Genomic DNA, 20298 nt, shown 5'->3' with positions numbered 1-20298 from the left:
CGAGAGAGAATGACCGGCACCACGCAAGTGGCGCCAATCTAGGGTTCGAGCAGTTGTTGGGCGGTGAAGGATTTGTGAAAAATAAGTCGGGCTGGTTCGTGGTCGCTTTTATCCGATCAGACCGTCGGGACAACCGTGCTTTGACTTCAAAAAAGTCTCAGCCCACTCCCGATTGTTTTCCGAAAGCGTGTATTTACTTGTGAGCCAATAACGCTTTTCGATCTGCCTTCTCTTGCTTCATCGCGGCGATCTCGCGCTCGCAGGCTTCCACGTCGAAGGAGTTGTCCCATTTAGCGATCGCGATCGTGCCGATCCCGTTACCAATCAGATTGGTCACAGCCCGTGCTTCGTTGAGGAATCGGTCGATGCCCAGCAGCAAAACCAGACCGACCAAGGGGATGGAATGGATGGTGGTAAGGGTTGCAGCAAGCGTTACGAACCCCGCCCCCGCCACACCCGCCGAACCTTTGGAGGTCAGGAGGAACACACCCAACAGGATCATCTGATCCATAAAGGTCAGCGGTGTATTGGTTGCCTGTGCAATGAAGATGGCGGCCATGGTGAGGTAGATGCAGGTGCCGTCCGCATTGAAGGTGTACCCCGTTGGCAACACCATGCCCACTACCGACTTTTTGCAGCCAAGCTTTTCAAGTTTCACCATCATTCGCGGCAGCACAGCTTCGGTTGAACAGGTGCCCAGCGTGATGAGAATCTCGTCCTTGAAATAACGCAGAAATTGCATCAGCGGCATACCCGACCATCTCGCAACCGCACCCAGCACCACCACGATGAAAACCAAGGTCGTGATGTAGAGCGCGATCAGCAACTGGCCGAGCGACAGCAAGGTGCCAATGCCGTATTTGCCGATAGTGAAAGCCATACCGGCGCCGGCACCAATCGGGGCCAGTCGCATGACCATTGCGACGATCTTGAACAGGCCTTGCAGGAACAGATCGATGGTGTTGATGAGTGGCTTACTTGCCTCTCCCAGTTGAACCAGTGCAACACCCATCAGTACCGAAAGCAGGATGACCTGAAGCATGACGCCGTTGGAGAATGCCCCGACGAAGGTATGCGGAATGATATTGAGGAAGAATTCAACGGTGCCGCCTTGTTGAGTGGCGGCTTGGGTGTACTTGTCAACAGCGCTTCCATCCAGTGCGCTAGCGTTGATATTCATACCGACGCCGGGCTTCACGATGTTGACGACGATAAGGCCGAGAACCAGAGCGATGGTTGAAAGAATCTCAAAATAGATCAGCGCTTTTACACCAATCCGTCCGACCTCTTTGATACTGCCCATCTTCGCAATACCAACAACGACCGTGCCGAAAATAATCGGTGCCAGGAGCATTTTGATCAGCTTGATGAAGCCGTCGGCGAAAGGCTGGAGCTTGGCGCCGATATCAGGAACGAAGTAGCCAATTGCTGCACCGATGACGATGCCGATCAGCACTTGCACATACAGCTGGCTATACCAGCGGGTTCTGGAGATTTCCACGAAAGCACCTCATTTTATTGTTGTGATGGGCATGTGGCTTGGCGTCAGTGGGTGACGCCGGAGTCTGCGGCCTCTGTCACAGAGACCGCAGATCGAGGTTGATCAGCCTTCGCCCAACTCGCGCATGACTGCGTACAAGGCGGACTTGGCTTCGAAGCCAACACCTGGAATATCCGGCAGCCCGACGTAGCCGTTTTCCACCTGAATGCCGTCAGCGAAGCCGCCGAAAGGCTGGAACACATCCGGGTAGGATTCGTTACCGCCAAGGTGCAAACCCGCAGCGATGTTCAGGGACATTTGGTGACCACCGTGAGGAACCACGCGACGGGAAGACCAACCCATTTCCTCCATCACTTTGAGGGTGCGCATGTACTCAACGAGCCCGTAGGACAGCGCACAGTCGAACTGGAGGAAGTCGCGATCCGGGCGCATTCCGCCGTGGCGCAAAAGGTTACGGGCATCCTGGTGGGAGAACAGGTTTTCCCCGGTCGCCATGGGCAGTTCATAGTGATTGGCGAGCTCTGCCTGGAGTGCGTAGTCCAGCGGGTCGCCGACTTCTTCGTACCAGAAGAGGTTGTATTTCTTGATGGCTTCCGCGTAAGCAATACCGGTCTGAAGATCAAAGCGACCGTTGGCATCGACCGCCAGTCGACGTCCGTCCCCGACCACTTCAAGTACGGCTTCGATGCGCCGGATATCTTCGTCCAGTGGCACCGCGCCGATCTTCATCTTGACCACGTCGTAGCCGCGATCCAGATAGCTCTGCATTTCTGCCTTGAGCTTTGTCTGATCTTTGCCAGGGTAGTAGTAGCCGCCCGCTGCGTAGACCCAGACCTTGTCGTCTGCCACGCCATTGCGGTAGCGATCGGCCAACAGGCGATACAGCGGCTTGCCTTCGATTTTGGCCACGGCATCCCACACAGCCATGTCGATGGTGCCGACTGCGACCGAGCGCTCACCGTGACCCCCTGGCTTCTCATTCGTCATCAGGGCCTTCCAGATGGCGAACGGATCCAGGTTGTTGTTCTCATGATCGACAAGCGTATCTGGATCAGCTTCCAGGACACGCGCCAGGAATCGATCACGCATCAATGCGCCTTGACCGTAGCGACCGTTGGAGTTGAAACCGTAGCCGATGACAGGCTTGCCATCGCGAATCACGTCCGTGATGACAGCGACAACCGAGCAGGTCATCTTCGAAAAATCGATGTAGGCGTTGGCAATCGGGGAGGCAATGGAAACAGTTTTTTCGCGGATGTCTACGATGCGCATGACGGGTTCCTCTTGTTGTTGATGGCCCCACGTTATGCTTTGCGATGACACCCGCCCAATGCTATTAATGCCGCACCCTATGCACAGGAGGCATGGCCTTGGAACTCGTCTGGCTGGAAGATTTTTCTGCTCTTGCGGAGTACGGCAGCTTTGTCCGGGCGGCTGAAGCACGGCACGTCACTCAGCCGGCGTTCAGTCGCAGAGTGCGGTCATTGGAGAGCTGGATGGGCGTGCAATTATTCATCCGCACCCCTCAAGGCGCTACGCTGACCGAGGCTGGAAGGCAGATTTTACCCAGTGCGCAGGAGGCGGCCAGGCGCTTGTACAGAATACGCAATGAGGCTCAGGAGGTGGCGGGTATGGCAGCCAAATCCCTGCACTTTGCCGCCACCCATTCCCTGTCGTTTACCTTCTTTCCAAAGTGGCTTCGCAGCGCTGAGAAAGGTGCCCCTATCGAGGCTGTGCAACTGCACTCGGATAGCATGGCCGTCTGTGAGCAGATGCTGATACACGGCCAGGTTCAGTTTCTGCTCTGTCACCGCCACCCCGACGTGCCGCCTTTGTTGGCACCTGATCAGTTCGTCGGCAAGAAGGTTGGCGAGGACGTTCTGATTCCACTGGCGAGCGCTTCTGCCAATGTCGGCACGTCTGCAGCGACATTGCCTTACCTGGCTTATACCCACGAGTCGGGACTGGGGCGCATCGTCGCTCATCGACTGCGCGGCAAGGAAGATTACCTTCACCTCAAGCCTCTGTTCAGCAGTCACCTTGCCGCCGTGCTGATGTCCATGGCCTTGGAGAGCAAGGGCGTAGCGTGGTTGCCGAAGAGCCTGACGGAACAGGAAATGGCAGACGGACGCCTGGTCAGGGCGCTCGACGCAAGCTGGGACATCCCACTGGAAATTCATCTCACTCGACCGTCTGCTCCAATCAGTCCTTCTGCAGAAGAGTTCTGGGCGAAGCTGGGTGCATCTGGCTGACGCCGATTTCCATTACCCAAGTCGGCGCTCAGACGAGCTCGCGCCTCATCTCCGCCCATTCAATCAACGCCTGGATCGACGGCCCGAGCGCATCGGAGCAAAACCATCGATTAATGAGGATCTCCCATGAAAATCGGCATCATCGGAACCGGCAACATTGGCGGCACCCTCGCTCGAAAGCTCATGGCTGCAGGTCATGAAATCCGCGTAGCTAACTCTGGAGGGGTCAACGGCGTTCGCGCATTCGCCGAAGAAATCGGAGCAGAACCAGTAGACATTCGCGACGCGGTGGATGGCGTGGATGTGATCGTACTGTCGATACCGCTACCGGCATTGAGCGCACTCCCTTCTGACCTGTTCACCGCTGTACCCGAGAGCGTCCCGGTGGTGGACACCAGTAATTACTACCCTGATTTGCGTGATCCCCGGATTGCTGAGATTGATCAAGGGATGACAGAGAGCGTTTGGGTGACGAAGCAGATCGGGCGTCCTGTCGTCAAAGCCTTCAACAATGTGCTGGCCTATGCCCTGGCTGAACTGGGCCTCCCGGAAGGTAGTGAAGGTCGCTTGGCGGCAGCGGTAGCGGGTGATGATCGCGAGGCGAAAGAGACAGTGATGTCGCTGGTGAACCAGACAGGCTTCGATCCGGTCGACGGCGGTTCTCTTGAAGAGTCCTGGCGGCAACAACCGTCCACACCAGGTTACTGCTGTGACTACGACGCCGAGACCATGCGCAAGGCTCTATCGGTAGCCGTCAAGGGGCAGGCAGCAGCGAAGCGCGATCAACTGCCCAAACACTTCCAGTGGCTCGGGCCAAACCCAAGCCATGGCAATGTTGTAGCCATGAACCGCTCCCTCAACTCGCTGGATTAACGTACACCTGCCACGAGCGATTCAAGCGACAGCCGTGCCCCTTAAAATCAAACCTTGCCCAAAACATATGATTATTCGTATATTCGATTCTCCATATGTATTGAGCGCCGCACATGATCACCCCTACCGACCTGTTCAAAAGCCTGGCCGACGAAACCCGGGTTCGCGCCACGTTGCTGATTGTCGATCAGGGTGAGCTGTGCGTCTGCGAGTTAATGTGCGCCTTGGGCGATAGCCAGCCGAAAATCAGCCGTCACCTTGCGCAACTGCGCAGCAGCGGTTTGTTGCTGGATCGCCGTCAGGGTCAGTGGGTCTATTACCGACTCAACCCGGACCTGCCCGATTGGGTGCACGAAATCCTGCAGGTGACGTCGCGGGCCAATGCCGCATGGCTCAAGGGCAATACCTCGCGACTGCAGAACATGGACGGGCGTCCTGTACGCGAAACCACCTGCTGTTGAAGCCCGATTCAAGATCCGCGTTCTTCCTTTTGACTACCCTCTCAGCCCCAGGCCTGTGCGCCGTTGATGTCCGCTTGAAGCGGAAGGAGCAATTCATGCGAGTCCTGTTCATGTGCACAGCCAACAGCTGCCGGAGCATTTTGTCCGAAGCCATTTTCAATCACCTTGCGCCGGTAGGGTTCGAAGCTGTCAGTGCGGGCAGCTTTCCCAAGGGACAGGTGTTGCCGCGCAGCCTTTCGACGTTGCAACAGGCCGGCATTTCTACCGACGGTTTGCACAGCAAAGGCAATGACGCGTTCGAAAGCAACCCGCCGGACATCGTCATCACCGTCTGCGACAAAGCGGCCGGCGAATCCTGCCCGGTGTACTTCGGTCCGGCACTGAAATGCCATTGGGGGCTGGAAGATCCATCCGACGTGAACGGTGACGAAGCACTGGTCGATGCAGCCTTCCGCGCTACAGTGGCGCGCATCGAGCAACGTTGCGCAGCGTTTCTCGAATTGCCGTTTGACCGCCTCAATCGCGATGAACTCAAGCGCGAGCTTGATCGCATCGGCACGCTTTAAGGAGGACTCATGTCCGAGCACCTGCCCAATCTCGATTTAACCTTGTTCGAAGAAAAATCCACAGCAACTCCGCACGAACATAAACCGCGCATCCTTTTGCTGTACGGCTCGACCCGCGAACGGTCGTTCAGCCGCCTGCTGGTCGAAGAATCTGCGCGCCTGCTGAAGCACTTCGGTGCAGACGTGCGCATCTTCAATCCATCCGGTTTACCGCTGCCGGACGATGCGCCAGTCGAGCACCCCAAAGTGCAGGAATTGCGCGAACTGATGCTGTGGTCGGAAGGCCAGGTCTGGTGCTCGCCGGAGCGGCATGGCGCGATGTCGGCAGTGTTCAAGGCGCAGATCGACTGGGTTCCACTGGAGCTCGGAGCAGTCCGCCCAACCCAGGGCAAAACGCTGGCGGTGATGCAGGTGTGCGGCGGCTCCCAGTCCTTCAACGTGGTCAATCAACTGCGCGTGTTGGGACGCTGGATGCGCATGTTCACCATCCCCAATCAGTCGTCAGTGCCGAAGGCCTACATGGAATTCGACGAAGCCGGCCGAATGAAACCGTCGCCTTTCTACGACAGGGTTGTCGACGTGATGGAAGAGCTGGTGAAGTTCACGGTATTGCTGCGCGGGCATCAGGCGGAACTGGTCGATCGGTATTCGGAGCGTAAGGAGACTGCGGAGCAGTTGATGGCTCGGGTTAATCAGCGGTCGATTTGAGGGTGTTGTGGTGTTTGGCATCAGAGGGCAACACTGAGTCTCGTCATCCATCCAGTAGGGCGGCAGCTGCCAGCCACGTCAGGAACGCGCTCACATGCACCTGCCGTTCCCACCCTGGCACGCACACCGCAACGTAACGCGGACCCGGCAAGCTTACTTCTGGTCTATAGGCCACTATTTCCCCACGCCTGAGGCTGTCGGCTACCAGTACATTGCTTGCCAGCACCAGCCCATGACCCGCGACCGCAGCGCTCAACGCAAAATGCTCATCGTCGAACTCACGCATCTGCGCGGTTTCAAGCCAGTCCTGGCAAGCTGCGGCCGCGCACCAGCTTTCCCAGTTGATGGGAAATGCTCCCGGAATCTTCCAGTGCAGGTTGATCAGTTCGATCTGATTTACGTTCAGCGATGCCAACAGACCTGGGGCGCCGTAAACGGAGAATTGCTCGTGCATGAGCTCCTGACAGAACAACTTCGGGTCATCGCGGCTGACCGAGCGAATAGCAAGATCGATACTCGAATCGCGCAGCAGGTCGACTAGTTCGTTACGTGTATCGACCCGCACATTAAATTGCGGAAAGCTCCGATAGAAACCAGCCAGCCGTGGAATTAGCCAGGCTGCGGCCAAACCGGGCGTAGTGGAAATAGTCAGGACTTCGGGAACAGTGTCCGGATAGAAGGCCTGCAGGCTGCGGTGAATATCTAATAATGCGCGATGAGTCTGGCGATATAACAACTCGCCCTCTTCGGTCAATGCCACACCTTGTCCCGCTCGCTTGAACAGCATTGCTCCAAGGCGGGATTCCAACGTCCTGACTTGATGTGATATGGCCGCTGGGGTGACTGAGAGCTCCTCAGCTGCCGCTTTAAAGCTACCCAGTCTCGCCGCCGCCTCGAAGGTGCGTAGCGCGTTAAGTGGAAGAGTCGAAAACACGCATGGCTTCCTTAGATGAACTGAATTGATGCGAATTGAATTTATCTCATTTTTCACGGTGTGTGCGGCTCGATACAGTCGCGGTAGTCGATCTACTCAACCTTTGGAAAACACCATGCAAGGCCCTTCGCGAAAAATTCTTCAAGCCATCCTCTATGAATCAATCGCTGTGACGGTGCTGTCACCCAGCATCTCGTGGATATACAACGAAGGTCTGGCGCATGCGGGTGCCCTGTCGTTGATGTTGTCTGCAAGCGCACTGCTGTGGAACGTGCTGTTTAACTACGCTTTTGAATGTTGGGAAGCGCGTCAGCCGCAGCGTGCTCGCACGTTGGGCAGACGTTTGCTCCACTCACTGGGTTTTGAGGGTGGGCTGGTTCTACTATTGGTGCCACTGGTGGCATGGTGGCTGGAGATTTCCTGGTGGGCTGCACTGGTGACCGATCTGGGGCTGTTCGTGTTCTTCTTCTTTTACGCGCTGGCGTTTCAGTGGTCCTTCGATAGGGTGTTTGATGTACCAGAGTCCGCGAAGGGGGACGTTTCGGTTAGCCCATAATCCGTAACGTGTAGGCTGCGGCGAATACAACACGGTAGCTGCAGCCTGTCGCTCGACGAGACTAACGTCATCCGCGGCGCGGAGTTACTTCAACGCCGCTACCACGGCATCGAAGAATACCATCGGGTCGATCGGCTCTTTATCAACCGGCTTGGGCTGGGCACCGAAGGTGACGATCACCACGTTATTGGCGGGGTTGACGTAGATGTTCTGGCCCTGGATACCGACCGCCGAATAGGCGCCGTCTTTGACCGAAGGCTCGGTCCATGCCGTCCACCACATGTAGCCGTAGTCCAGGGACTTGCCGCCTTTGAGGGTGGTCGGCAGCGTCGCCTCCTTGACCCAGCCTTCGGGCAGAATCGACGCGCCATCGATCTTGCCGCCGTTCATGAAAAACTGCCCGAAGCGGCCATAATCGCGCAGCGTGGCGCTGATACCGCTGCCACCGATTTCCACGCCGTCAGGCGAATCGAGCCACCAGCGGGCATCACTCTCCATACCGAACGGCTGCCAGATCTTCTGCGATAGATAATCGGCCAGCGGCATCTTCACAGCGCCACGCACAATCTCGCCGAGTACCTGCGTTTCGCCAGTGCTGTAATTGTTGACCGTACCGGGCTCAGCCGCTCGCGGCAAACTTGCCATCAACGCCATGGCCGAACGCGGTTTCTGCGATATCTGCGCTTTGAGCAGCGCGCGACGATCAGACGCCGGGTCGGTGTAGGTCTCGTTCCACTTCACGCCCGAAGACATCATCAGCACGTCGCGCACGGTCACGCCTTCGTAGGCGCTGCCCTTGAGCTCGGGAACGTAATCCACCACTTGCGCATCGAGACCTTTGATAAGGCCATCTTTGATGGCTGCACCCGCCAGCGTTGAGGTGATGGACTTGGCAATCGACATCGACATCCAGCGGGTGTTCTCGGTGTTGCCGCGCTGGTAGGTCTCGAACACGATCTTGCCGTCCTTGAGCACGAGCATCGCCGTAATGCTGTCCAGCGCGATGAAGTCATACAGGTCGTACTTTTTGTCCCCAACAGTGAAGCGAACGTTGGGCAACTGTTTGTCCGACTTCGGCAGCGCGTACGGTTGATCGCCGGCTTTGATTGGATGGGTGGGAAACAGCCGGTCGATGTTGCGGTAGGTACTGACTGCCAGATCGGGGAGCATGGTGCCGTCATAGATCTGCTCCACGGTGCCAATCGGTTCCTGGGCGTGGGGATAATCGTCAGCCCATGCGCCCGGGGTGATACCCGCAGCGAGCAGACTCAGCGAGAGAAGCAGCGACCGACCTGGCGCAGCCGGACGAGCAATAGCGGATGAGTACATAACCTATCCTTTTTTTGTTTTTGCCATTCACGGAAGTTGGGACACGCGCCCGCTTGAACCATAGCCTACTGATTGGAGTTGCGCCCTCTCCAGTAGCCCATGCCCCGATCAGGGCTCACCTGCTTCGGCTCAGCAGTCGAGGGTTTGCTCAGGTCGTCAGCCTGCCTGCCGAGGTACCAGCCAAACGCGCCCCAGAGCAATGCGCAGGCTGCGCCTACCAGCGCCACCATTACTGCGCCCTGACCGATCAAGTCCAGGCCAGTCTTCACCCACCCACTCAGCGCATCGCCGGCCCGGTAGACGACCGTATCGATAAAGCCTTTCGCCTTGTATTTGCTCTCGGCGTCCAGCGGTGCGAAGAGCATTTCCCGTCCAGGCCTGACGAAGGCGTACTCACCGATGCGCCTGACGATCATCAGCGCCGCCAACATGGCGAACGTCGGGGCCAAGGCGAGGCCGATAAAGCCCACGCAGACCAGCATCGGTACGATCGCCAGCAACGCGCGCACCCCCAGCTTCTGAGCGATGCGCCCGGTGATAAACAACTGCGACAGCAAGGCACCGGCCTGGACGATCACATCGATGATGCCGAACACCCTGATCTGCGACTCGCGATCAGGAAAATGCTCGGCCACCAGGCGGGCCTGCTCGAAATACAGAAAGGTCGTCACGGTGGCGAGCAGCACGACAAAAACGGCAATTGCCGACAAGTACGGTGACTTCAAGACACGTGTCAAGCCACTGAACGGGTTGCCCCTCACCGGCTTGCTGGTGCTCTCGGTAAGCGGCGCACCTGGTCTGCCGACGCCACCGATTTCCCGCCAGCGCATCAGCGGCGCTTTCAGTGCAAGGGCGACGCCCAGAAGCACGGCTGCCAGCAGCACCAGACCGGACTGACCAATGATCCCGACCAGCAGTGCACTCATTGCCGGCCCCACCAGGCCACCGACACTGGCGCCAGCTGCGATAAAGGCGAACAACCGCTTCGCCTGATGCCCGTCGAAGACATCCGCCATCAGGCTCCAGCCCACCGAGACCACGAACAGGTTGTAGACCGAGATCCATACGTAAAACACTCTGGCCAGCCAGACGTTGTCAGCGCTGAGCTGAAACAGCCCGGCGAACGCCAGCAGGTTCAGACAGAAGAATCCGTAGACCCAGTCGACGAAGTGAATGCGCGGTACCCGGGAGCTGAGCCAGGCGAACAACGGCACGGCAACCAGCATGACCACGAAAGTGGCGGTGAACAGCCATTGCAGGTTTTCGATACCGGCCATGATGCCCATCGACTCGCGAATCGGCCGCAACATGAAATAGCCGCAGAACAGGCAGAAAAACAAAGCGAACCCCGCAAGCGCGGGATTCAGCTCGTGACGCTCGGCGTTGATGGCGACGCCGAGGCGCTGCATCAGAATAGCTGACAGCATGATGACTCTCCTGATGCGCGACTTAACGGAAGCTGACACCGGTCAACTGTTCGCTGACCGTCCACAGGCGAGCGGTAGCCACAGGGTCTTTGGCCGCTGCCGGTACGCTGGCGAGCCCCAGCGGACCACGCTTTTCCTCTTCACCAATCGGGCCGTAATAGGCGCCCGGCTGAGCATCCGGCGCGGTGGCCGCGTATAGCGTCGGCAGCGCACCCTGAGCGGCGGAGTGGTAGCGCTCGCGATCCTTGGCCCAGTTGCGCCCGAATTCGCTGTCCAGGCCTGGACCGCGCTTGATCAGCTCGGTCACCGCCACACCAGGGTGCGCGGCAATGCTCTGAATCCCCCAGCCTTGCGCCTCGCTGCGGCGTTGCAGCTCGAAGGCAAACATCAGACTGGCCAGTTTCGACTGGGCATAGGATCGAAATGGGTTATAGCCCCGGTCGGCCTGCAGATCGTCGAAATTGATGCTGCCACCCGCGGCCGCGATGCTGGACAGCGTCACCACCCGTGCGCCGTCGCTTTTGCGCAGTAGCGGCAGTAGATGAGCGGTCAAGGCAAAGTGGCCCAGGTAGTTGGTGGCCAGTTGCATTTCGAAGCCATCGGCCGAGGTGCCACGTTGCGCGGGGGACATGATCGCTGCGTTATTGATCAGCCCATCGAGGTGCGGCAAGGTGGCGTTGAGGCGTTCGCCCAACGCCTGAACCGATGCCAGATTGGCCAGGTCCACCGCTTCGAACTGCACGTGGGCGTCAGCAACTTCCTGCTTGATACGGGCAATTGTTTCCTCGCCGCGCTGCGGATTGCGTGCGGCGATCACGACCCGAGCGCCAGCCGCGGCGAGGGCTTTGGCATCCTCGTAACCCATGCCGCTGGTGCCGCCAGTCACCAGGAAAATACGCCCGCTTTGCGAGGGCATGTCCGCCAGGCTCCAATCCGGCTTGGGCACGCTTTGCGCCACGGCATTTCCTGCTTCAAGCACACAGCTAATGGCCAGGCCAAACGTCATCAGGGTATTGCGCCACGCCGAGCGGGCAGCACGCAGGGGTTGTATCTGCAGAGTATTTGTCATTGTTGGAGCCTCTCGCGGGTAGTGACCTGATGTACCGCGACAGAGCGGTACGTCGACGTGAGGCATTGTTGATCCGTGGGTTGCTGGCGATAAGCCGTACTGAAATGGACGCTGTGTACGCCCAGACGTACAATCCGGCATCCCTCTTATGAAGAGCAGCCATGCGCCAGCCAAACCTGACCGATGTTGCACTCTTTGCTGCCGTTGTGGAGGCTGGCGGTTTCCGGGTGGCGGCGCAGAAACGTGGCATGTCGGCTTCATCCATCAGCGATGGTGTACGCCGGCTGGAAAGCGACCTGGGCGTCAGGCTACTCAACCGCACGACCCGTAGCGTGATCCCGACGGAAGTCGGTGCCCGCCTGCTGGAGCGGCTACGCCCGGCGCTTGAGCAAATAGGCGCAGCCTTTGGCGACCTTGATAACGATGCGCTGAGGCCGGTAGGCACCTTGCGCCTGAACGTCCCGGTGCCCGTCGCTCGTTTCGTGCTGCCTAAGCTGATCCCCCGGTTTCTGGAGCGCTACCCCGGGGTCAGCATTGAAGTGACGATGGAAAACACCTTCATCGATGTCATCGCCGCTGGTTACGACGCGGGCGTGCGCTACGAGGAAAGTGTGGCCAAAGACATGATTGCCGTGCCCATCGGCCCACGTCGACAGCGCTTCCTGGCCGCTGCATCGCCTGGTTATCTGGAGAAGAGCGGCACGCCGCTGCATCCCCGCGACCTTCTTAACCACCGCCTGATCGGTCATCGCTTCGAAAGCGGCAAGCTGGGGGTGTGGGAATTTGAAAAAGACGGCACCACCATTCGCGTACCACCTCAGGGACCGCTGCTCAGCTCATCCCAGGACCTGGAGGTGGGTGCTGCGTTGGGCGGTGTCGGTATTATCTACACCTTCGAAGAATACCTTGGGCCGTTGATCAAGCAGGGCACGCTGTTACCGGTACTGGAAGACTGGTGGCAGGCATTCGACGGGCCTTATCTTTATTACAACGACCGCAGGCATGTGCCCTCGCCGCTTCGGGCGTTTATAGATTTTCTGAAAGTTGAGACGGGGGGCGGGCTTTAGAGGAGTGTCGTACATCAGGCTGAGCGGCGACGTTTTGCCCGAAGTGCGATCAAGTCAACCGATGCAAAAAAGCCGCGATCATCGCGGCTTTTTACGATCAGAGTGCAGGCGCAACTCTATCCAGCTTCCATGCCAACGCATCCAACGCGTCGCAACCGTCCTGCAGCAAAATATGCGCAGCACTGGCGAGATGTTCCAGATCATGACCCCCGGCATCTTTTACGCTCAGGCAACTAACGCTGTTAAGCATATTGCGTACGGTATTGATGCGATGTCTGGCGTTTTCGAGAAGGGCCGAGGCCTTGGCTTCGGTGTCGATGTAGAGCGTGGGGGTGCTGCTGAGGTTGCCTTGCAGGGGGCGAAATTCTGGCATGGAAAAATTCTCTTGAGTTAAGAGCTCCCACCCATCGCGGCTAAGCAAATCAGGTGGCAGCCGTACGCGGGTTAGCCGACCGGACAAGAGAATCCGGCACACCCGAAGGTGTCCCACGCACGACCGCCATAAATAGAAACACAGGCAGCAAAAAGCGCCTCCATTTCGGGGGCGCTCGTGCACTCTTGTTCGACCGGCTAAAGTCGATCACCGATGTGTCGGCGACGGGCGAACTATAGGTGAGTGAATGGGTGATGTAAAACCGGGTTTATGCGTTTCGGAGACGTCCTACACCGGAAGACATCGATCACTCGTGGATTTGCTATGGACAGTATGTCCCCTATGGTTTGGCTGAAACCTACGCACAAGCTTTCAATTGCTCTTCGTCAGTGCCACTGCCTTCACTGGTGTCTATCTCGCCGTTACGGTCGATATGAATTTCCGTTGTCGGCCATTGGGGCGTAATGCTGATGCAACGGTTCAGGCCCTTCGCATTCCACCAATCCAGACGCATGAAGAACTCATCGTCAGGAAAGATATGTCCTACATCACCCGTTGTCTTCCCGGGCAGCAGTTCACCGCGAACGATGGTGTGCTGGGTGTTCAGGACGTAACTGATTTTTCTGGTGCCGTCTTTTGAGTAGAAAACAACAACTCGTGGTATGGCTACGTACCAGCACGCCGCAGCACCTATAAGAACCAGCCCTGCCCACCGCCCAATATGTCGTGGGCGCTTTTCATTTGCAGACATGTTTTTGAACCCCTGTACCCCAGTCAGCAATTGGCACTGCCAACACCTTGTCCATGATGATTTGTGCAGTGACACCGCCGTTCGGATACTCCTTGTAGAGTTCCATACCGAGGATGATCGACACCCTGTCAGGAGCATCGTCCCATGCCCGCATCCCATCGACGCCTTCCGTCCTTTGTGGGCCATCAAACCTCTTAGGGTCTTTGAGGAAGCGCCAACTGTCTGAGCCTATTTGCTCAACTCCAGCGCCGTCCAATTGCACGCTGTCAGAAAGTCCACCGGCTAATCCGACATAACCATAATAGATGTTCGACCAGATGTCGTAGTAGAAGTCATATGCCCCTTGTTTGTGCCAAGGTGCACCAAACAGTTTGGCCAACTGGGGCTTGTGATCCCAATCCTGACCCTGACCCACCTGTTTCGTCCAGATGGCGAGAGCCTTCGCCTTTTTTCCAAGTGCCATAGTGTAAAACTGGGGGTCTTGCCCTAGGCGCAGGTAGAGCGGAAGTTCCATATATTTCTTGGTTTCCGTCTCAGGATCAAAGCCGTTTAGTTCTTTCATTTCCAAGACTGCTGGGTCTTTGATTGCGATTCATCTCATCAGCGATGTAACCGGCCAGTTGCTCCATCATGTCAGGGTCTTTGCATGCAGGAAGTGCTTCCGGCTCCGTCTTGGCTTCAGGTTCTCCGGCACTGGCTTGAGGATCTACCAAGGCATTGGCCGCCAGAGCCTTCTCTTTCAAATTTGGATCAGCTAGCAAGGTCGCCATCATTTCGTCGTCCACGGTGCCATCTGGACGGAACGCTCCCAGGGCCATGAAGTTGATGATGGTTGCACCGCCAGCATCGCCCATGACAAACCCGCCACCTACATCGCCTGACCCAGTGATGATGGTTCCGCCATGGCTGGTAGGACTGCCAAGGTGGGCCATAGGACGGCCGTTCACTTGGATCGATGGAAACCCTGTGGTAATAGCAGCGCCACAACCACATGTATCGCCAACACGTGCGGAACCCATAAAGTTGATATTTACGTCGCCACTGGCGGAGGCAATCGGGGTGGTGCCATGGCCGGGCAAAGGGCAGACATGCTTGTCACCAGTCGTGCAGAAGAAATCATGTATCGTCCTTGAATCGTTGCGAGGAGTCCTGCTTGTGGCTGGGGTAGTCTGACCCTATCGGGAAGCTCGAACAATGGCTGCAGGACAAATCCTAGAAGTCTCGCTCAAAACCTTCCGCGTTTTCGTGTCATTTGCTTTATCTAAACGATACCGGAGAGTTGTGAATCGCCCTTGGTTTCGTAGTATCCGATTGACTCCATTTGGCTGATAGCTGGCTGTCGAGATGGGCAGCTATCGGCCGATTGTGTTGAAAAAGTCGATGTTGATATCCTCAACCTTCTCGTGGATTGGTTCTGGATAGATTCTCATGTTGACTGGCTTGAATCATTTTACGTTGGCGGTTGTAAACCTCTCTCGCAGCATTGAGTTTTACGTGACTCTACCCGGCTTTAGATTGACTGCCCGCTGGGAGACGGGGGCTTATCTTTCCCTTGGTGATCTCTGGCTTTGTCTGTCTCTCGATGAGAGCCGTGTGGCGGCAGAACAGCCTGATTACACCCACTATGCGTTTTCGGTGGGGCAGGATGATTTTGAAGAAGTCACAGCTAACTTGCGGCTTCGTAACGTTATTGAGTGGAAATCCAATTCGAGCGAAGGTAGCTCGTTTTATTTTTCGGATCCCGATGGGCATCGCCTGGAAGTGCATGTAGGCAGCCTAGCTTCAAGGCTTGAGCAATGCCGGCGCCAGCCGTATGCAGGTATGGAGTTTTTTGACTGACCGTTTTCGTCTGATTTTATTGACAAAGTAGCTCTGGCATCTGGCCTGCGGCAAAATATCTGCATTGGCCAGCAGGGAAGCACACAGCATGATGGGACAGCTATCGAGTGGGCAGGAGCGACTGTTTTACTCGTTCAATCTTGAAGATCACATCCCAGCCAATCACCTTCTGCGCAGCATTGATCAGTGTCTCGATCTCAGCGACCTGCGCCATTACCTCGCCGATTTTTACAGCCCGATTGGGCGTCCGTCGATTGGTCCCGAACTGATGATCCGCATGCTGATCGTGGGCTATTGCTACGGCATTCGCTCAGAGTGTCGGCTGTGCGAAGAGGCCCATTTGAACCTGGCGTATCGCTGGTTCTGCCGGTTGAGCCTTGAAGATGAAGTCCCCCAACCACTCGACCTTTTCCAAAAATAGACACGGCCGTTTTCGGGACAGTGATCTGTTTCGCTGGCTGTTCAATGAAGTGCTGCGACGCTGCATGGACGCAGGCCTGGTCAAAGGCGAAGGCTTTGCCGTGGACGCCAGCATCATCAAAGCGGATGCCAGTCGGCAGCGCGGCGTACCGGGTGATGAGTCGGTCAACTGGAGCGATCGGGCCCTGAGTACCCGCGCCGTGCGTGAATACCTTGAGGCCCTCGATGAAGAGGCTCTGGCCGAAACGCTACCGAAGCGCCTATCGCTGACTGATCCTCAAGCCCGCTGGACCGCCGCTCCAGGTGGCCCAGCGTTCTACGCTTATTCCACGAATTATCTGATCGATACCGAGCACGGCGTGATCATGGATGTGGAACCCACACCGGCTCATCGAACCGCAGAAGTCGAGAGCACCAAGACGATGATTGATCGGGCCGAAGCGCAGTTCGACATCAAGCCGGAGCGCCTCATCGGCGATACCGCGTACGGTACTGCGCCGATGTTGGCCTGGATGGTGGAGGAAAAAGACATCGAACCTCACGTGCCGGTGTGGGACAATACCGAGCGCAAGAACGACAGTTTTTCGAGTAACGATTTCCACTGGAATGAAGAGGCTGAGGAATACCGCTGCCCGCCCGGCAACCCATTGCGCAGCGGATGGCGAGCCTTCAAGAATGAGCGTTCACACGTCACCAAAGCCAACACCATCATCTTCCGATCCCGGCAGACCGACTGCGCTACGTGTCCGATGAAAGCCAAGTGCTGCCCGAACACAGCGTTCCGCAAGATCGCTCGCAGCGTCCATGAAGCCGCTCGTGATGTGGCTCGGCGCATTGCAGCAACGCCGGCATATCAGCGCTCTCGCCACGAACGTAAAAAGGTCGAAATGTTGTTTGCCCACCTCAAGCGCATCCTGAAATTGGATCGCCTGCGGCTACGCGGCATGAGTGGCGCGCCGGATGAATTCACGCTGGGCGCTGCGGTGCAGAACCTGCGACGGCTGGCTAAATTTTCATCTCAAGGGCCACCAGTCACGGGATAGGTGCGCCTGCACCAAGCCAAAAACCTCAAACTAACCCACTAACTGAGCAGCAAAGGTCAACAAAGGGCCGAAAAACCGCTCAATGTGGTGAGTAGGTTCTCCGGTGGTGGTCGTGCCTGAGTTCAGGCCATTTGAAAATCCGACTTTTTCAACAGAATCGGTCGTTTTGTGCCTCTCGCCAAAGGCGGCAATCGCCAAAGAGGACATTGTCCTCCGGGTTGAAAAAGAGGTCGGCTTTACTCTGAGATTGTCATGCGTGGATCTGGGTAGAGTTTTCATCTCGCTCCCACTTGCCAACACATGCTCGACTAAAATCCAGGAGCACCACCCTCCAACCTCGTCTCGATATTGTCTGCGCCATGAAATAACTTTTGCGGGACAAATGAGACTCTGCGCCTGAACCCTCCCGCAGGAACATTCCCGAACGGATTCAGACACAGATACTCTTCATGAGCGGAAGGACTCAAACTCCTCTCAATGCACTCCCCCCGTGAACCTGGGCTTTGGAACAGGATCGACGACACCCGGTCAGGCTTTGATGTCTTTAGCAAGCATCGATTTTGGAATGAGCAAGATCAGCACACAGCTAATGAGCAGGCATCCACCCAGCACGTAGGTACCATTGTTTATGTCGCCCGTAAGTGTCTCTGCGGTGGCCGTAATCATGGAACCGGTAAACCCCGAAAGGTTGCCAATTGCGTTGATCATGCCGATGCCCGCCGCTGCTGCCACACCCGACAAGACCGTGCCTGGCAATGTCCAGAAAATCGGCATCAGGCTCAGCAAGCCTGAGGCGGCAACACTGAGAAAGAAAATGGACACTGGCAGGTTATCGGCAAAGATGGCGCTGCAAATCAGCCCGACCCCACCGATGAACGCTGGAATAGCCGCATGCAGTCGGCGCTCGCCGGTTTTGTTGGAGTGCCAGGCATTGAGTGTCATCGCGACGAGCGCGGTGGTGTAAGGGATCGCGGTCAGCAAACCGATGTGCAGGGTATCGGAAACACCCGTGGCCTTGATGATTGTCGGCATCCAGAACGCCAGCCCGTAAAAACCGGTATTGAATGTCAACAGGATCAGCACCAACAACCACACTCGACCATTGAAGAGCACATCCCGAAGGCTTGACGCCTTCGTGGTGTTATCTCGATCGAGGTTGTTTTTCAGCATGTGTTTTTCTGCTGGCGTCAGCCATTTTGCATTGTCGATTTTATCGACCAGCAAGGTGACCACCACCACAGCCATGATCAGCGACGGAATGCCTTCGATGATCAGCATCCACTGCCAGCCGGCCATGCCATTGACACCCTGCATCGCCTTCATCAGCCAGCCAGACAGAATCCCGCCCAGGGTCAGGCTGATCGGCAAGGCCATCAGAAAGCCGGCCATGACGCGGGTCTGCCTATGGGTGGGAAACCAGTAGTTAAGGTAGAGAATCACACCTGGGAAGAAACCGGCTTCGCAGATCCCCAACAGGAAACGCAGCAGGTAGAACATCGTTTCCGATTCGATATGGAAGAACTTTGCGAGCGGCACCGTAAAAGCCACGGCCATGGAGACGATGGCCCAGGAGATCATGATGCGAGCGATCCACAGACGCGCTCCAAAGCGATGGAGGAACAGGTTGCTAGGCACTTCGAACAGGAAATAGCCCCAGAAGAAAATACTCGCACCCAGCGCGTAGACGGTGTTGCTGAATTGCAGATCGTTGAGCATATCGAGCTTGGCGAAACCGATATTGACTCGATCCAGGTACGCCGCCATGTAGCAAAACAGCAGGATCGGCAGGACACGCCAGATGACCTTACGGTAGGTGCGATCCTCGGAGGTAAGCTCCGCCGAGCCCTCTCCTTCGAGAGGACGCTGAGATACTGATTCCATGTGTTGACCTCAAGGCATTTGTCATGCCGATTGTTTTTATTTTGGCTTGCGACCTTGGGTTCCTCGGACTGACCTAACGCAATCCGTACGGATAAAGAGATCTGCAAGCTGCCTTGTTACCGGTAACATTTTTAATGTAGCAATTAGTTTCGGAGCAAAGCAAGCAGGCTCGGTTAAAAATGTCAGGTGCTTTCGCGCGGTACGATCTTGAACTCGACGACATCACGCTCTCGAGGCCGTGGCGACCCGAGGCGCTGCGCAGCGGCACTGGCCACCAGCAATTGGCCCGCGCGCTGGCCAATACCGTAGGGATCAACCGAGACGGTGGTGATGGTCGGAGTGCAATACCGTGAGACTTCGAAATCACCGAAACCAGCGATGGCAATATCCGTGGGTACACGTCGACCTTGGCGATGGCACTCCATGATCGCCCCGAACGCCGACAGGTCACTCACGCACATCACGGCCTGCGTATCGGGCCACTTTTCCAGCAGCCGCTTCACGGATTCCCCGCCATGACTCATCGTGATGGGTGATTCCCCATACTCCATCACTCTCGGCTCGCCTCCCCCTAGCGCCGCGACAGCCTCAAGGTAACCTTGCTGACGTTGCTGGCCCCGGTGATCGAGTACCGACGCACCACCGATGTAGCCAATCCGCCGGTAACCTTGCCGATACAGGTGCTCGTACATTGCCGCGGCAGCGGCCACGTTGCTGAAGCCTACCGATTGCTCGATAGGATCGTCCGGAATGTCCCAAGCCTCGACAACCGGCACTTGCGCCTGACGTAGCAGCTTGCGGGTCTCTTCCAGATGGGCACTGCCTGTCAGCATCACCCCCACGGGCCGATGGCGCAGCAGCGTGCGGACCAGCAATGCCTCCTGCTCCAGGTGGTAATCCGTGTCCCCCAACAGCAAACACAAGCCATGTTCGCTAACGGCATCATTCAGGCCTCGCACGGTGTCGGCAAAGTTGGAGCTCGCCAATGACGGCACCAGCGCCACGATAAATTCCGAGCGCCCGGTGGCCAGGGTTCCCGCGGAGGCATCAGGCAGGTAGCCGAGCGTTTCAATCGCCGCGTGGACAAGCTTCTGAGTGCGCTCTGAAACGTCGCGACCGGCCAAGACCCGGGACACTGTCATCTTCGAAACACCTGCCAATTTGGCGACGTCGGCCATTCGTGGCGGTGTGCTGATTCTGCCTAAATCCTCGTGACTCATGAACGTCCTGTTTTTCCTGAAAATGACG

At 57.0% G+C, this 20298-nt stretch carries 18 protein-coding genes and 2 pseudogenes; 9 read left to right on the top strand and 11 right to left on the bottom strand.

Annotation, left to right across the window (positions count from 1 at the left end; all coding sequences use genetic code 11):
- Positions 1–193: 193 nt before the first annotated feature.
- Together dctA and ACYZTS_RS16905 are read right to left on the bottom strand one after the other, a co-directional pair.
- Entirely contained in the window at positions 194–1501 is a 1308-nt protein-coding gene (dctA, locus tag ACYZTS_RS16910) for a C4-dicarboxylate transporter DctA (RefSeq protein WP_461990626.1), read from the bottom strand.
- A 102-nt stretch (positions 1502–1603) separates the two neighbouring features.
- Positions 1604–2773 carry a mandelate racemase/muconate lactonizing enzyme family protein gene (locus ACYZTS_RS16905; protein WP_461990624.1) on the bottom strand — a complete coding sequence of 390 codons (1170 nt, stop codon included), beginning with the start codon at positions 2771–2773 and terminating at the stop codon, positions 1604–1606.
- Positions 2774–2871: 98 nt separating this feature from the next.
- Between ACYZTS_RS16905 and ACYZTS_RS16900 the strand changes: the two genes are divergently transcribed.
- The 5 genes from ACYZTS_RS16900 to arsH all read left to right on the top strand — a co-directional run bounded on the left by ACYZTS_RS16900 (position 2872) and on the right by arsH (position 6361).
- Positions 2872–3753, top strand: a complete 882-nt coding sequence (locus ACYZTS_RS16900) for a LysR family transcriptional regulator (protein WP_461990623.1) — start codon at positions 2872–2874, stop codon at positions 3751–3753.
- A gap of 126 nt (positions 3754–3879) precedes the next feature.
- Positions 3880–4626 carry an NADPH-dependent F420 reductase gene (locus ACYZTS_RS16895; RefSeq protein WP_461990621.1) on the top strand — a complete coding sequence of 249 codons (747 nt, stop codon included), beginning with the start codon at positions 3880–3882 and terminating at the stop codon, positions 4624–4626.
- Between the two features lie 113 nt (positions 4627–4739).
- Positions 4740–5087, top strand: coding sequence for a metalloregulator ArsR/SmtB family transcription factor (locus ACYZTS_RS16890; RefSeq protein ID WP_461990619.1), 348 nt, complete (start codon positions 4740–4742; stop codon positions 5085–5087).
- A 95-nt stretch (positions 5088–5182) separates the two neighbouring features.
- Positions 5183–5653 carry an arsenate reductase ArsC gene (locus ACYZTS_RS16885; RefSeq protein ID WP_461990618.1) on the top strand — a complete coding sequence of 157 codons (471 nt, stop codon included), beginning with the start codon at positions 5183–5185 and terminating at the stop codon, positions 5651–5653.
- Between the two features lie 9 nt (positions 5654–5662).
- Complete coding sequence (arsH, locus tag ACYZTS_RS16880) at positions 5663–6361, top strand: arsenical resistance protein ArsH (protein ID WP_461990616.1); 699 nt, start codon at positions 5663–5665, stop codon at positions 6359–6361.
- A 43-nt stretch (positions 6362–6404) separates the two neighbouring features.
- Here arsH and ACYZTS_RS16875 read toward each other — a convergent pair whose 3' ends face one another.
- The gene (locus ACYZTS_RS16875; RefSeq protein WP_461990614.1) at positions 6405–7295 is read right to left on the bottom strand and encodes a LysR substrate-binding domain-containing protein; all 891 of its coding nucleotides are present in this window, start codon (positions 7293–7295) and stop codon (positions 6405–6407) included.
- A gap of 115 nt (positions 7296–7410) precedes the next feature.
- Between ACYZTS_RS16875 and ACYZTS_RS16870 the strand changes: the two genes are divergently transcribed.
- Entirely contained in the window at positions 7411–7851 is a 441-nt protein-coding gene (locus ACYZTS_RS16870) for a PACE efflux transporter (protein WP_461990613.1), read from the top strand.
- Between the two features lie 84 nt (positions 7852–7935).
- Here ACYZTS_RS16870 and ACYZTS_RS16865 read toward each other — a convergent pair whose 3' ends face one another.
- From ACYZTS_RS16865 to ACYZTS_RS16855, 3 genes are all read right to left on the bottom strand, one after another.
- Entirely contained in the window at positions 7936–9180 is a 1245-nt protein-coding gene (locus tag ACYZTS_RS16865; protein ID WP_461990611.1) for a serine hydrolase domain-containing protein, read from the bottom strand.
- Positions 9181–9245: 65 nt separating this feature from the next.
- Positions 9246–10607 (bottom strand): NTP/NDP exchange transporter, encoded by a 1362-nt coding sequence (locus ACYZTS_RS16860; RefSeq protein WP_461990609.1) that lies wholly within the window; start codon positions 10605–10607, stop codon positions 9246–9248.
- A gap of 22 nt (positions 10608–10629) precedes the next feature.
- Entirely contained in the window at positions 10630–11676 is a 1047-nt protein-coding gene (locus ACYZTS_RS16855) for an SDR family oxidoreductase (protein WP_461990607.1), read from the bottom strand.
- Positions 11677–11837: 161 nt separating this feature from the next.
- Here ACYZTS_RS16855 and ACYZTS_RS16850 point away from each other — a divergent pair, with 161 nt between their 5' ends.
- Positions 11838–12743: a LysR family transcriptional regulator gene (locus ACYZTS_RS16850; protein WP_461990605.1), complete on the top strand. Its 906-nt coding sequence runs from the start codon at positions 11838–11840 to the stop codon at positions 12741–12743.
- Positions 12744–12840: 97 nt separating this feature from the next.
- Here ACYZTS_RS16850 and ACYZTS_RS16845 read toward each other — a convergent pair whose 3' ends face one another.
- The 3 genes and pseudogenes from ACYZTS_RS16845 to ACYZTS_RS16835 form a co-directional block, all read right to left on the bottom strand.
- Positions 12841–13116 carry a hypothetical protein gene (locus ACYZTS_RS16845; protein WP_461990603.1) on the bottom strand — a complete coding sequence of 92 codons (276 nt, stop codon included), beginning with the start codon at positions 13114–13116 and terminating at the stop codon, positions 12841–12843.
- Positions 13117–13474: 358 nt separating this feature from the next.
- A complete protein-coding gene (locus ACYZTS_RS16840) occupies positions 13475–13867 on the bottom strand; it encodes a hypothetical protein (protein ID WP_461990601.1) in 393 nt (130 codons plus the stop codon).
- Positions 13854–14987: pseudogene (locus ACYZTS_RS16835) on the bottom strand (polymorphic toxin type 44 domain-containing protein). The gene ACYZTS_RS16840 and the pseudogene ACYZTS_RS16835 overlap by 14 nt, the downstream one beginning before the upstream one ends.
- Before the next feature lie 308 nt (positions 14988–15295).
- Between ACYZTS_RS16835 and fos the strand changes: the two are divergent.
- A complete protein-coding gene (fos, locus tag ACYZTS_RS16830; RefSeq protein ID WP_461990599.1) occupies positions 15296–15706 on the top strand; it encodes a fosfomycin resistance glutathione transferase in 411 nt (136 codons plus the stop codon).
- 88 nt (positions 15707–15794) lie between these two features.
- A pseudogene (locus ACYZTS_RS16825) lies at positions 15795–17169 on the top strand (transposase).
- Positions 17170–17697: 528 nt separating this feature from the next.
- Here ACYZTS_RS16825 and ACYZTS_RS16820 read toward each other — a convergent pair.
- Positions 17698–19050 carry an MFS transporter gene (locus ACYZTS_RS16820; RefSeq protein WP_461990597.1) on the bottom strand — a complete coding sequence of 451 codons (1353 nt, stop codon included), beginning with the start codon at positions 19048–19050 and terminating at the stop codon, positions 17698–17700.
- Positions 19051–19232: 182 nt separating this feature from the next.
- Positions 19233–20228 (bottom strand): LacI family DNA-binding transcriptional regulator, encoded by a 996-nt coding sequence (locus tag ACYZTS_RS16815; RefSeq protein WP_461996463.1) that lies wholly within the window; start codon positions 20226–20228, stop codon positions 19233–19235.
- Positions 20229–20298 lie beyond the last annotated feature (70 nt).

Source organism: Pseudomonas sp. TMB3-21, assembly GCF_054898145.1.
The sequence above is the reverse complement of the archived record's forward strand: the minus strand, read 5'-3'. Positions and strand labels throughout refer to the sequence as shown.

Excerpts from the sequence above, each read along its gene's own strand:
- ACYZTS_RS16905 (WP_461990624.1), bottom strand. The coding sequence starts at position 2,773 with ATGCGCATCGTAGACATCCGCGAAAAAACTGTTTCCATTGCCTCCCCG.
- ACYZTS_RS16895 (WP_461990621.1), top strand. The coding sequence starts at position 3,880 with ATGAAAATCGGCATCATCGGAACCGGCAACATTGGCGGCACCCTCGCT.
- ACYZTS_RS16890 (WP_461990619.1), top strand. The coding sequence starts at position 4,740 with ATGATCACCCCTACCGACCTGTTCAAAAGCCTGGCCGACGAAACCCGG.
- ACYZTS_RS16885 (WP_461990618.1), top strand. The coding sequence starts at position 5,183 with ATGCGAGTCCTGTTCATGTGCACAGCCAACAGCTGCCGGAGCATTTTG.
- arsH (WP_461990616.1), top strand. The coding sequence starts at position 5,663 with ATGTCCGAGCACCTGCCCAATCTCGATTTAACCTTGTTCGAAGAAAAA.
- ACYZTS_RS16870 (WP_461990613.1), top strand. The coding sequence starts at position 7,411 with ATGCAAGGCCCTTCGCGAAAAATTCTTCAAGCCATCCTCTATGAATCA.
- ACYZTS_RS16865 (WP_461990611.1), bottom strand. The coding sequence starts at position 9,180 with ATGTACTCATCCGCTATTGCTCGTCCGGCTGCGCCAGGTCGGTCGCTG.
- ACYZTS_RS16860 (WP_461990609.1), bottom strand. The coding sequence starts at position 10,607 with ATGCTGTCAGCTATTCTGATGCAGCGCCTCGGCGTCGCCATCAACGCC.
- ACYZTS_RS16855 (WP_461990607.1), bottom strand. The coding sequence starts at position 11,676 with ATGACAAATACTCTGCAGATACAACCCCTGCGTGCTGCCCGCTCGGCG.
- ACYZTS_RS16850 (WP_461990605.1), top strand. The coding sequence starts at position 11,838 with ATGCGCCAGCCAAACCTGACCGATGTTGCACTCTTTGCTGCCGTTGTG.
- ACYZTS_RS16845 (WP_461990603.1), bottom strand. The coding sequence starts at position 13,116 with ATGCCAGAATTTCGCCCCCTGCAAGGCAACCTCAGCAGCACCCCCACG.
- ACYZTS_RS16840 (WP_461990601.1), bottom strand. The coding sequence starts at position 13,867 with ATGTCTGCAAATGAAAAGCGCCCACGACATATTGGGCGGTGGGCAGGG.
- fos (WP_461990599.1), top strand. The coding sequence starts at position 15,296 with ATGTTGACTGGCTTGAATCATTTTACGTTGGCGGTTGTAAACCTCTCT.
- ACYZTS_RS16820 (WP_461990597.1), bottom strand. The coding sequence starts at position 19,050 with ATGGAATCAGTATCTCAGCGTCCTCTCGAAGGAGAGGGCTCGGCGGAG.
- ACYZTS_RS16815 (WP_461996463.1), bottom strand. The coding sequence starts at position 20,228 with ATGGCCGACGTCGCCAAATTGGCAGGTGTTTCGAAGATGACAGTGTCC.